The 11,983-nt window shown below is 52.3% G+C and carries 10 protein-coding genes; 8 read left to right on the forward strand and 2 right to left on the reverse strand.

Annotated features, from left to right (window positions below; genetic code table 11):
* Positions 1–233 precede the first annotated feature (233 nt).
* The 6 genes from ACFOLF_RS22925 (at position 234) to ACFOLF_RS22950 (ending at position 7,632) form a co-directional block, all read left to right on the forward strand.
* Positions 234–2,225, forward strand: a complete 1,992-nt coding sequence (locus tag ACFOLF_RS22925) for an ABC transporter substrate-binding protein (protein WP_210038727.1) — start codon at positions 234–236, stop codon at positions 2,223–2,225.
* A 126-nt stretch (positions 2,226–2,351) separates the two neighbouring features.
* A complete protein-coding gene (locus ACFOLF_RS22930) occupies positions 2,352–3,362 on the forward strand; it encodes a FecCD family ABC transporter permease (protein WP_210038728.1) in 1,011 nt (336 codons plus the stop codon).
* Positions 3,355–4,353: a FecCD family ABC transporter permease gene (locus ACFOLF_RS22935; RefSeq protein ID WP_210038729.1), complete on the forward strand. Its 999-nt coding sequence runs from the start codon at positions 3,355–3,357 to the stop codon at positions 4,351–4,353. The genes ACFOLF_RS22930 and ACFOLF_RS22935 overlap by 8 nt, the downstream gene beginning before the upstream one ends.
* A gap of 32 nt (positions 4,354–4,385) precedes the next feature.
* Positions 4,386–5,447 carry an NAD(P)/FAD-dependent oxidoreductase gene (locus ACFOLF_RS22940; protein ID WP_210038730.1) on the forward strand — a complete coding sequence of 354 codons (1,062 nt, stop codon included), beginning with the start codon at positions 4,386–4,388 and terminating at the stop codon, positions 5,445–5,447.
* 198 nt (positions 5,448–5,645) lie between these two features.
* Positions 5,646–6,545 carry an AraC family transcriptional regulator gene (locus ACFOLF_RS22945; RefSeq protein ID WP_210038731.1) on the forward strand — a complete coding sequence of 300 codons (900 nt, stop codon included), beginning with the start codon at positions 5,646–5,648 and terminating at the stop codon, positions 6,543–6,545.
* Between the two features lie 91 nt (positions 6,546–6,636).
* Positions 6,637–7,632: a phytanoyl-CoA dioxygenase family protein gene (locus ACFOLF_RS22950; RefSeq protein WP_210038732.1), complete on the forward strand. Its 996-nt coding sequence runs from the start codon at positions 6,637–6,639 to the stop codon at positions 7,630–7,632.
* Between the two features lie 87 nt (positions 7,633–7,719).
* Here the strand turns inward: ACFOLF_RS22950 and ACFOLF_RS22955 are convergent, their stop codons facing one another.
* Positions 7,720–8,052, reverse strand: a complete 333-nt coding sequence (locus tag ACFOLF_RS22955; RefSeq protein WP_210038733.1) for a winged helix-turn-helix transcriptional regulator — start codon at positions 8,050–8,052, stop codon at positions 7,720–7,722.
* A gap of 171 nt (positions 8,053–8,223) precedes the next feature.
* On the opposite strand from ACFOLF_RS22955, the gene ACFOLF_RS22960 reads away from it, so the two are divergent.
* The gene (locus ACFOLF_RS22960; protein ID WP_210038734.1) at positions 8,224–9,111 is read left to right on the forward strand and encodes an NmrA/HSCARG family protein; all 888 of its coding nucleotides are present in this window, start codon (positions 8,224–8,226) and stop codon (positions 9,109–9,111) included.
* Between the two features lie 124 nt (positions 9,112–9,235).
* On the opposite strand, the gene ACFOLF_RS22965 is transcribed toward ACFOLF_RS22960, so the two are convergent.
* Positions 9,236–10,564: an FAD-dependent oxidoreductase gene (locus ACFOLF_RS22965; RefSeq protein WP_210038735.1), complete on the reverse strand. Its 1,329-nt coding sequence runs from the start codon at positions 10,562–10,564 to the stop codon at positions 9,236–9,238.
* A gap of 289 nt (positions 10,565–10,853) precedes the next feature.
* Here ACFOLF_RS22965 and ACFOLF_RS22970 point away from each other — a divergent pair, with 289 nt between their 5' ends.
* A complete protein-coding gene (locus tag ACFOLF_RS22970) occupies positions 10,854–11,951 on the forward strand; it encodes a fatty acid desaturase (protein WP_210038736.1) in 1,098 nt (365 codons plus the stop codon).
* Positions 11,952–11,983: the final 32 nt, after the last annotated feature.

Below are 11,983 nucleotides of genomic sequence, written 5' to 3' on the forward strand. Positions count from 1 at the left end.
AAACGAGGATATCTGGCAAGTAACTAATACGCTTCTCGGCAGCGCTTGCGTTATACCTTTCCGGGTGTCCAGAGGGCAGGCGCCCTCGGGGTCCCCCTCCGGGGGATTTAGGGGGGCATTAAAATTTTCAGGTTGTAACTGAGAATAATTATCATTTATAATGATTTCAATGCCTGATATATTTTTCGAATTTGATCCATTTGATAGGTTTGGAAGGGAAGGAAGATAGACGGATGAAGCTTAATGACCATATCATACTGTGGAATCATGTTTTCATCAGGGTGATGGATGTGCGCCATACAATCATGGAGTCCGGGGAGGAATTGCACTCTTACCGGCTGCCGGCAAGCGCCTTTATATATATCACACGCGGCAGTGCCCGGATACGGATGGACGGAGCTGCCGGCATAGTGGAGCGGTTCCATGTTCTTCATGGCGGCAAAGGGCTGTGCCTGGATATTGCGGTTGAAGAAATCCTCGAGTTTTATCTGATTCTGTACAAGGCTGTTCTGCCGCTGCCGTACCGGCGGGAGCTGCTGAGGATCATGGAAACCGAAAACCCGTTTCACATGCAATACGGCTTTTCTCCGCAATTTCCGGCTTCTTTATCCGTCAAGGCCGAGCTGATGTACAAAGAGTGGCAGCGGCCTGATACGCTGGAAAAGCTGCATGTCAAAGCGCTGTTCTACCAGTTTGTCTATGAGCTTATGGAGCAGCTGCACCAGCAAGGCGTTTGCAGCGTCAAGCCTGATCTGGCAGAGCAGGCCATCCGTTACATGCAGGAGCATTATCGGGAGCAGGTTACGCTCGAATCACTGGCGGAGCTGCTGGATTGCAATTCCAGACAGCTGCTGAGGATATTCAAGAGCCAGAAGAATACCAGCCCGATCGACTATCTGATCCACGTCCGCATGAACAAGGCCAAGGAGCTACTGCGGAGCAGGGCATATACGCTGAAGGAAATAGCGGAGAGCGTCGGGTATTCAGACAGCTATTATTTCAGCCGTGTCTTTAAGAAAATGGTAGGGGTATCTCCGATGAGCTTCAAAGAAAACGCCCATCAAACGGAAGGGAGTCGAAATAATCCATCCTTTTTGTCGGGATCCCCTATTGCTGCCAAAAAGCTTCGACGTTATATTGTTAATGAGTATGATAATCATTATCAATATAAAGGAGAGGGAAATACACTCATGTACAGAAGGTCCGGAATATCCATGGCCGCAACATTATTATTTTGCTTTACATTACTGCTCAGCGCATGCACGACCGGCACGAACAATTCGAATACGGTGAACGGCAATACGGCCAATACGGCCAACACGGCGGGGAGCAATGCGGCAGCCGCCGCGCAAGCGGCTGCGAACACACCGGAAGCCGAAGCGCCGCGGGTAATCAAACACGCAATGGGCGAAGAAACGCTCACAGGCACGCCCGAACGCGTCGTCATTCTGACGAATGAAGGAACCGAAGCCCTTCTTACTGTCGGTATCAAGCCAATCGGCGCTGTCCAGTCCTGGATTGGCGATCCCTGGTATGACCATATAAAAGAGGATATGCAGGATGTCACAGTTGTCGGAGACGAATTGCAGCCGAATATCGAGATGATCGCAAGCCTCAAGCCGGATCTGATTATTGGAAATAAAGTCAGGCAAGAGAAAATATATGAGCAATTGAAGCAGATTGCCCCTACTGTCTTCGCGGAGGATCTGGGCGGTGATTGGAAAGTCAACTTCAATCTGTATATGGAGGCCGTGAACAAGAAAGAAGAAGGCGAGAAGGCTATGGCTGACTTCGACAAGCGCGTTGAGGATGTAAAGGCCAAGCTTGGCAGCAAAGCGGATACGAAAGTGTCGCTTGTGCGCTTCTCCGCCTCGCAGGTGCGGATTTATCAGAAGCAAACCTTCGCGGGCGTACTTTTAAGCCAATTAGGAATTGCCCGCCCTGCGTCACAGGATAAGGATGCCTTTATCGAGGTTATGTCCAAGGAACGGATTCCCGAAATGGACGGGGATGTGATGTTTTACTTCGTCACGGATTCCCCCGGCACGACAGACGGGAGCAAAGTGGTTGAAGAGTGGATGAAGGATCCCCTGTTCAAAAACCTGAACGTATCCAAGAACAACAAGGTTATTCAAGTCGATGAAGCCATCTGGAATACGGCAGGCGGTTATAAAGCGGCTAATCTGCTCCTGGACGAGCTCATTGAATATTTTGACGTAAAATAGATTGGCATGATTTCATCCGCAAGCTGATGTCGGCACGATTTGGCGTCAGCTTGTTTTTATTTCAACGGAACCATGACAGGCGGGCGCGAGGGCGTCCTTCAAGCCTGCACACGGGAGGGACGTATTTTGGCATTATGGATGCAAAGCCGATGGCGGAAGCTACTGGTACTGGGGGCAGGTGTAATTTTGCTGCTTGTCACAATTCTTGCCAGTATTTTGTTCGGCCTACAACAATTCGGCTTAAGCGATTTATGGCTGGCTTACAGTCAGTTCGATGGCTCCAATGAGCATCTCATTATTACGACGACACGCGTTCCCAGGGCGCTGACTGCGGCTGCGGTAGGCGCATGTCTGGCCGTAGCCGGGGCGATTATGCAAATCTTAACGAGGAATCCGCTCGCTTCTCCATCCATATTCGGGATTAACTCCGGCGCAGCCTTGTTTATTGTGATCGGACTGGCTGTTTTTGGATCGTCACTCACGATGAGCAGCATGATCTGGATTGCCTTTGCCGGCGCGGTCGTCACTTCGGCAGTGGTCTATGCGCTGGGTACCCAGGGGAGCGGAGGTTTTGAACCGGTTAGGCTTACACTTGCCGGGGCTTCGATTGCGGCATTCGCTTCATCGGTCACATCCGGCATGATTCTGATTAATAAAGATTCGCTGGAATCCGCCTTGTTCTGGATGATCGGCTCTGTATCCGGAAGACAGCTGGATCAGCTGCTGATTGTGCTGCCCTATATGGCTGCGGGACTGCTTATAGCGGCGATGCTGTCCGGCTCGTTGAATGTATTGGCTCTGGGAGATGACAGCGCCAGAGGTCTCGGCCAGCGGTTAATGCTTACGCGAGCCTTATCAGGCCTTGCTGTAGTCCTGCTGGCGGGAAGCTCTGTTTCCGCAGCGGGTCCTATTGCTTTTGTAGGACTAGTCGTCCCGCATTTATGCAGATACATAGCAGGAAACGATCACCGCTGGCTGCTGCCCTATTGTGCTGTAACAGGCGCCATTTTGCTGGTGGCTGCAGATATTGCCGCCCGTTTCGTCCTTATGCCGAAGGAGGTTCCTGTAGGCGTCGCAACGGCGCTTATCGGGGTTCCCTTCCTGATTCATGTGGCGAGAAGGAGGAAGCATGCGTAGACACCGAACAGGAAAATCCATGGCTATCCTTGCCGCGTTGAGTCTTCTTGCAGCCGTTTTATCGCTTGTTTGTTTGTCCATAGGCGGAGTTCATGTTCCCATCAAGGAAGTATTCTTCTCTCTTATAGGCTCGAATGCAGAGAGCAGCGATCTCATTGTCATGCAGCTCCGCCTGCCGAGAATAGTCGCGGCCCTGTTGATCGGAGCGGCATTGGCGGTTTCAGGCGCCTTGCTCCAGGGGGTAATCCGCAATCCGCTTGCGTCCCCGGATTTGCTGGGAGTAACGGGAGGAGCCTCGGTTGCGGTGGTTGCCTTTATGACCTTATTCACAGGCTACAGCATACATCTCGTGCCGGTAATTGCCATAGCAGGCGCTTATATTACGGTCGCTATCAATTATGGACTCGCATGGAAGAGAGGGGTGTCCCCATTCAGACTGGTGCTTATCGGTATCGGCATATCCACGGCTATGAGCGCAATGACGATGTTCCTGCTCATAAGCGGTCCCGCTTATCTGGCGGCGCAGGTATTGAACTGGATGACGGGAAGCATTTACGGTACCAACTGGAGCTATGTTGAAGCCTTATGGCCTTGGATCGCTGTGTTCATTCCGCTGTCCCTGCTGTTTGCCAAAGAGCTGAATATTCAGGCATTGGGCGAGGAGGCGGCTGTCGGACTCGGAAGCCGCCTTCAGCTTAGCCGGATGCTGCTGCTGTTTTACAGCGTGGCGCTGGCCGGAGCCGCGGTCGGAGTAGCAGGAACCATCTCCTTCATCGGCCTGCTCGCTCCGCATATCGCGAGAAGGCTTGCAGGCAGCTCCTATACTATCGTGATCCCGGTTTCTGCGCTGCTTGGCGCGATTATTTTGCTGCTCGCGGATTTGGCGGGAAGAATGCTGTTCCAGCCGCTCGATATTCCGGCAGGTGTCTTCACGGCAGGGGTCGGCGCTCCTTTTTTCATGTATTTGCTGTTCAAACGTAAAGCGGTATAACTTGCAAATCCATCATGGCAGGAGGAAACGGTATGAAAGAGGCATCAGAGCTTTATGACGTGACCATTATAGGCGGTGGACCTGCAGGGTTGTATGCCGCCTTCTACAGCGGCATGCGGGATATGAGAACCAAGCTGATCGAGGCAAAAGAAGAACTCGGTGGAAGAACGCTTATCTATCCGGAGAAAATGATCTGGGATGTCGGCGGAGTTCCGCCTATCCGCTGCGAGCAGTTAACCCGTCAAATGATCCGGCAGGCCTGCACATTTGATCCTACGATCGTATTGGGGCAGCAGATTAACAAGCTGGAGCGGCTGGAAGACGGTACGATGATTGTGACCGCTGAAACCGGAGAGCGCCATCATACCCGGACGTTGATTTTAGCGGTGGGGTACGGCGTATTGAAGCTTGCGAAGCTGGAGATCCAGGGAGCGGAACGCTACGAGGCCGCCAATCTGTATTACACGGTCACGGAAGTGGAAGGCTTTCGCGGCAAACGGCTGCTTATCTCCGGCGGAGGGGATTCCGCGGTGGATTGGGCCAATGAGTTGGAGCCGGTCGCCGGGCAGGTGACCGTGGTGCACCGCCGCGACCGTTTCGGCGGGCATGAGAAGAGTGTAAGCCGGATGAAGGAATCGTCCGTCGATGTAAGAACGCCCTATGCGGTTACGCAGCTGCATGGCAGCGGAGGACGGATTGAAGCGGTATCGATTGAGCGCGTGAATCCGGAAGGCCATCTCTCCGGAGAAGCGGAACGGCTGGAGATTGATGCTGTGATCGTCAATCATGGTCTGCGCGGCGACAGGGGTCCGATTTCCGGATGGGGTCTGGATATGGGGGAGTGGAATATTAACGCGGATGAGAAGCTGGCGACCAATCTGCCCGGTGTCTTCGTAGCGGGAGACACGGCCAATTACCCGAGCAAGCTCCATCTGATCGCCGGCACATTCACGGATGCGGCCCTGGCAGTCAACAGCGCCAAATTATATATGGAGCCGGATGCGCCGAAGACGGCATATGTCTCCTCGCATAATAGCAGATTCAATGAGAAGAATGAGGCTTTGAGCGTTTCGGAGGAAGAGGCGCATCGCTGAGAACATCAGCAGGTGGTTTGATTCATGGGGAGGAGGGAAAGGAAGCTGCAGACTCTGTTATCTACCGGCGGGAAGCAGATGAACGATCAGACCGTGAGAAGCCGCCGCTTCGCCCGAGCAGCGAGCGCCCAAAAGCGGTATAATGGCCATAAACCCGCCCGCTAAAGGGCATTTCACCGGAAAAGGAGTGGACAGGGTATGGCCGCACCAGAGGACGGATGGCCGATCGTTCATAGTGTCGGGGATATCGTCATTAAAGCCGGTTTTGTGCTGGATGCGCGGACCATCGAGGATTATGAACTGGTATATTTTCCAGTGGGCACGGATACCGTCTACGAGCTTGAGGGCAAGCCGCATATACTGAATGATCCGTGCTTTGTTTTTACGCGCCCGGATGAACGTCACCGCTACTGCTTTGACAAGGAGAAGAATGTGCGCCATCTGTTCGTGCATTTTGATTACGAGGTGCTGCGCCTGACGGATAACCGGCTGATTTCGCTCCTGCATGATCGTGCCGTGCATCCGGTCCGCCCGAACAGCCTCATTCCCGACCTGATCAGGCAGATGCTCCGCATTTCGGGCAAGCAGTCCCTTCATTGGAAAAGGCGGCTGTCCGTTCTGCTCGCGGCGGCGCTTGAGGAACTGAGCGCATCGGCGGATCAGCCGCCCGAGGACACCCTGCTTCAGGTGCCCATCCAGATCACGCGGGCCATCGCGTATATGGAGGAGCATCTTGACGAGGCGTTGACGATTGAAGATATCGCCCGCCAAACAGGCTGGTCGCATGAGCATTTTACCCGGATGTTCCGGGCAAGCGTCGGCATGACGCCCAAGCGGGCACTGCTGGAGCACCGCCTGAAGCGGGCGGAGCAGCTGATGCTGAACGGCCAGTGGTCGGTCAAGCAAATTTCCTATGAAGTCGGCTTCGGCGACGAGCATCATTTCTCCAAAACCTATAAAAAGCTTCGCGGAATCTCGGCTTCCGACTACATTCAACAATGCCGGAACCCGATTTTCCGCCATATGGCCGAGTCTGCCGGTACGGAAGCGCCATATACGGTGAACCGTCATATTGTGGTCAATAACCATATCAAATAAATACATCGTTTTGCCGGATTGCTCCATTGAGAACGCTCTCTTGCATGATGCACAATGATAGTGAAAGCAGCTGATGTGGAGGGATACGGCAATGGGCAAATTTTACACACCGAAGTCGCGCCAGCGCAACGATCGTTATTTGGTAAGCGTGGATGAATATAAGCATTACCATCGCGAAGGATATGTCGTCGTCAAGGGTCTCGTATCAAAAGAAGACATCGGCAGGCTCTATCAATTGGCAGAGCAAACGCGATTGGACAGCAAGGAGAAAATCAAGGCTCCCGATCCGAACAGCAAGGATCCGCTGAAGGAGGAATTCACCAACCTGACGCGCGTTCATATGCTCTCCAGGCTGGAGGCCGTGGCCGAGCAGGGATTGCTCAATCCAAGAATCCTGGATGTGACGGAGGCTCTTATCGGGCCCGATGTCTATGCGGTTCAATCGATGATGTTTCTGAATCCGCCGGGACGGGGCGGACAAGGCTGGCATCAAGACTCCTGCTACATCAAAACGCATCCGGATACGCTGATCGGAGCATGGGTCGCGCTTGAGAAAGCGGACGAGGAGAACGGCTGCCTGTGGGTGGTGCCTGGCTCCAATCATGAGCCGGTCTATCCACCGGAGGGAATGGGCGGCGGCAATGTTCACGCCCTGGATGCTTTCGGGGATTTGAATGCGGTGCACAACGTCAGTCATCTCGATGACGAGGTAAACACTCTCTCGAGGATCGTGGCGAAGTACCCGCCAGCGATACCGGTGCCTATGGAAGCGGGGGATGTTCTATTCTTCCATTCGCATCTGTTTCACCGGTCTTATCCGAACAGGACGGAGGACCGCTACCGCCGCTCGTATGTCTGTCATTACTGCAGCGCCCGTTCCTGGGTGCCCTGGGATCATGACGGGTATGAAGGCGATTCCGGCAATTACCGGCAGATTCTGGCCCGCGGCCGGACGCATCTGCCATACGCGGAGCCTGCATTCGGGACCGAGGTGTTCCTCGCGGAAGAGAACGAGTCTGCGGACAGCGTAACCATGATGGGCATGGATAACGGCATGATGATGCCGGTCGCGCAGAAGAAGGACTAAGGGAAATTGTACGTTTACGATCAAGGGACTCAGCTGCAAATAAGATGAACAAAAGCCAGCCATTCTTTAATAGGAATGGGCTGGCTTTTATTCATCTGGATTTGTGATCCATCTTTCACCCCACTGGCGCATTTGAAGGAGCACTGTCCTGTACGCCTTGCCTTTTTCCGTTAACGAGTATTCTACGCTTATGGGGATTGTCGGGATGACTTGACGATGGATGATCTGATGCTGCTCCAAATGCCGCAGTATATCCGTTAAAGATTTGATGCTGATAGGGTCCAAATTTCTTTTCAACTGATTGAAGCGCTGAGTGTCATAATACAATTGGGAGATAACCAGGAAGGCCCACTTGCCGCTAATAACCTGCAACGCTTCGTTAACAGCGGTAAAGCAGAGCTGATCATCGTTTCTGTTCAAGGAATCCCACCCCTATCTAATATAAAGTAGGCAACTTATTGTGAGTAGATCTCAATGAAGTGTCTCCTTATAAAAATAAAGCATCTGTTATAGACTTTCAACAGGGCATATTCTTAATCAAAACAATTGAGATATTAGACAGGCCCAATAAATTTATCAGGGAGGAAGCATATGACTACGTTTAACAGGACCATCCTGGTTTTGGGAGCTACTGGTCAGCAGGGCGGCGCGGCGGCGGCACATCTGCTCGCTGAGGGCTGGCAGGTGCGTGCATTCACCCGCAATCCATCAAGTAAAACAGCGCAGGCTATTGCGCAGGCAGGCGCACAACTGGTTTCGGGAGATATGGGGGACCGCGCATCGTTGGATGCTGCTGTGCAGGGAGTGTATGGGGTTTTCAGCGTTCAGCCTCCTGAATGGAATCCCAGCGACGCCTCTACCGCCGAAGAGATACGGTTAGGCAAAAATGTCGTTGATGCGGCTAGAGATGCCGGAGTACAGCATCTCGTCTATTCATCGGTTAGCGGCGCTGACAAACAGTCCCGCTTTCGTTATCTTGCGAAGTGGGAAATCGAACAATATATAAAGAGACTGGGTATTCGGGCAACAGTATTGCGTCCATCCGGATTCATGGAAAGTTATGTTAACCCGATTTTCGGCATCCAGAGCGGAACGTTGGGAGAAGCCACGAAGCCGGATGTGCCTGTAAAATTAATTGCTGTGGACGACATCGGCGCGTTCGTCACGCTTGCTTTTAAACAGCCCGACAAATTTATGGGCAAGACAATTGAAATCGCCAGTGATGCATTAACGCCGCCGGGCATTGCCAAGGCCATTGCTCATGCGGTTAATCGTCCTGTCAACTACGTTCAGATTCCGGTAAAAACCTTACGTCAGCATAACGAAACGGTAGCCCGGCTGTATGAATGGTTAAACGATGAGGGCTATGACGTAGATTTCCCCGCATTGCGCAATCTTTATCCCGGTCTTACGAATTTTGAAACATGGCTGGAGAAGAAGGGTAAAGCGATGTTCGAAGAGCTGTTTCTTTCCGGGTAAATAGCTGATGGCTCCTTGGTCACACATGAAACGGGAATCCGAAACAGAATCAGCAGCACAAGAACCGCATCGATGGGATTCAGCATGCGGTTCCTGGCTTTCATGTCATACGACCATTCTAACTTCAAATCGCCTGCAGCCCGGCCTGATTCAGCAGATTCCATGGCTTGTTGTAATGCGGCTGGAAGAAGAAGTCGACGAAGCTCAGCTCATCCATAGTCATCTCATTCTGAATGCACACCGACAGCGTATTGATAGCCTGGGTCAAATCCGCCTTCGACATGATCTGGGCGCCTATAATCCGTCTTCCGGTCTCTTCATAGACGACCTTGAGCAGCACCTTCTCATACGTGGGCATAAATTCCGGACGATAATTGTCATTGATTGTGACAGATTTCACAATCATCCCCGCAGAACGGGCGGCCTGTTCGGTCATGCCGGTCGAGGCGATATGATAATCGTAGATTTTGATGCCCGACGTGCCCTGGGTTCCCATATATTTGACCGTCGGCTTCACCAGGTTGCGGGCAATGAGAGCGCCCATCCGGACGGCATTGGTAGCCAGCGGTATATAGGCATCCTGGCCTGTCGGATTGTAGTGGATCGCACAGCTGTCGCCTGCCGCAAACACGTCAGGGCAGCTGGTACGCATATATTCGTCCACGATGAGAGCGCCGTTGTCCAGCATATTCGCCTGTCCCTTGAGCAGCTCCGTATTGGGGCGGAAGCCGATGCACAGAACGACAAGATCGGTTTCATATTCCCCGGCCGTTGTTACAACCCGCGTGACTTTTCCGGCTTCGCCTGCAAAACCGGTAACACCCTGCCCCAGCGCCAGCCGGATCTGGCGGCTTGTCAGCTCTTCCTCGACCCGCTCCGTATACTCGCGGTCCAGATATTTGAACAGCACGCGGTCGGTATTGTCGATGAGCGTGACTTCCTTGCCAAGCTGCTGGAAGGCTTCAGCCAGTTCAATGCCGATGTAGCCTGCGCCGATAACCGTGATCTTGGCGGCGTCTGCCGCTTTCTGAATAATCGTCTGCGAATGCGCGTAGTTTTTGCACAGCAGGATATTCGCAAGCTCGATGCCAGCGAGCTTCGGAATAATCGGCCACGAGCCGGTGGTCATGACCAACTTGTCGTAGCGGTCGTAGAGGATTTCGCCGGTTGCCAGATTTTTGACCTGCACCTTCTTGCCGATCGTATCGACCGCCAGCACGTCATGACGCATCCGGGTGGCAACGCCCATTTCGGCCAGCTGCGCCGGATTCGCGTAGAAGAGCTGAGCGGCATCCTTGACAATGCCCCCGACATGAAGCGCGATCCCGCACGAGAGAAAAGAAATATTATCATTGCGTTCATAAACGACAATCTCGGCATCGGGATATAATTTGGCCATTTGGGTAGTGGCGGCCGTGCCTGCATGTGTACAGCCTATCACAATAATCTTCATATGAAGCACCTCCTCAATATTCAATATTGTGATTAAATTCACAATGTACTCTACTATGTGATTTATTTCACAATACCTTGTTGCTTTTAGTATACGCCTCCTGCCGGAAAATGACAAGGGGTCAGCGAAATATGGGCGATTTATACGAAAGGATGACGTTTGTCATACTCCCGACTGTGACGTTTATGACTGTGGCGAACGGGCAGCGTTCTCTATAATGAAAGTAGGAAGTTATAGCGTAGCGGCTTATTTCATCCTACAAGAGCATCATACCCAGGAGGCATATGCGATGAATAAAGCCGGAAACATAGCCCAATTGAAAGAAAATATGACCCCATTTGAAAAAAACAATAAAAAGTCAAGCGTGAAGCAGCTGATTAACACGCTTGCGCCGCTTGTCCTGCTCTGGATTGCCGCGTACCTCAGTATTTCGGTATCCTACTGGCTCACTGTGCCTATCGCCATTGCGGCATCAGGTTTTGTCATCCGCACCTTTATTATTTTTCACGACTGCTGCCACGGATCATTCTTTAAAAGCCGGCGGGTGAATGATATTCTTGGCACCATTACCGGCGTTCTGACGCTGGTGCCGTACCAGCAGTGGAAGCTGAGCCACTCCATCCATCATGCGACGAGCAGCAATCTCGACAAACGGGGAACCGGGGATATGTGGATCCTGACTGTGGAAGAATATAGGGCAGCCCCCCTGCTTCGCCGGATCGCTTATCGGTTGTACCGGAATCCCATTGTGATGTTCGGTATAGGACCGATCTTCGTGTTCCTGATTCAATACCGCTTTAACCGCAAAGGGGCAAAACGCAAAGAGCGTATCAACACTTACGTGACCAATGTTTCCATAGCCGCCTTGTACGGGCTGCTGATATGGGCTATTGGCTGGCAGGATTTTCTTCTGATCCAGGGCCTTGTCTTCTTTGTTTCTGGTTCGATGGGCATCTGGCTGTTTTATGTGCAGCATCAGTTTGAGGATTCGTATTTCGAGAATGAAGAGGAATGGAGCTATGTGAAGGCCGCAGTAGACGGCAGCTCCTATTATAAGCTTCCCAAGGTTCTGCAGTGGATCACCGGAAATATCGGTTTTCACCATGTTCATCATCTGAGCCCCCGGGTACCGAACTATAACCTGGAGAAGGCCCATAATGCTTCATTGCCCCTGCAGAAAGCGACGACCATTACCATTGCCGCAAGTTTGAAATCGCTTCAATTCCGGCTGTGGGATGAGCAGAACAAAACATTTGTCGGCTTCAAAAAAGTCAGACGTTTGCTGAATCACGCGGATGCCGCGGCAGGCGCAACCAGCACACTTAAAAGCGGCATTAAAGGCGGCAAAATAATAAAACCTGCCGTAAAGGTCGAGAATAACTTATAATTAATACGTGCGCCAAGATAAAGGTGGGGAAG

Origin of the sequence: Paenibacillus sepulcri, from assembly GCF_042647105.1 — a bacterium.
Classification (GTDB): domain Bacteria; phylum Bacillota; class Bacilli; order Paenibacillales; family Paenibacillaceae; genus Paenibacillus_Z; species Paenibacillus_Z sepulcri.

Excerpts from the sequence above, each read along its gene's own strand:
- ACFOLF_RS22925 (WP_210038727.1), top strand. The coding sequence starts at position 234 with ATGAAGCTTAATGACCATATCATACTGTGGAATCATGTTTTCATCAGG.
- ACFOLF_RS22935 (WP_210038729.1), top strand. The coding sequence starts at position 3,355 with ATGCGTAGACACCGAACAGGAAAATCCATGGCTATCCTTGCCGCGTTG.
- ACFOLF_RS22940 (WP_210038730.1), top strand. The coding sequence starts at position 4,386 with ATGAAAGAGGCATCAGAGCTTTATGACGTGACCATTATAGGCGGTGGA.
- ACFOLF_RS22945 (WP_210038731.1), top strand. The coding sequence starts at position 5,646 with ATGGCCGCACCAGAGGACGGATGGCCGATCGTTCATAGTGTCGGGGAT.
- ACFOLF_RS22950 (WP_210038732.1), top strand. The coding sequence starts at position 6,637 with ATGGGCAAATTTTACACACCGAAGTCGCGCCAGCGCAACGATCGTTAT.
- ACFOLF_RS22960 (WP_210038734.1), top strand. The coding sequence starts at position 8,224 with ATGACTACGTTTAACAGGACCATCCTGGTTTTGGGAGCTACTGGTCAG.
- ACFOLF_RS22965 (WP_210038735.1), bottom strand. The coding sequence starts at position 10,564 with ATGAAGATTATTGTGATAGGCTGTACACATGCAGGCACGGCCGCCACT.
- ACFOLF_RS22970 (WP_210038736.1), top strand. The coding sequence starts at position 10,854 with ATGAATAAAGCCGGAAACATAGCCCAATTGAAAGAAAATATGACCCCA.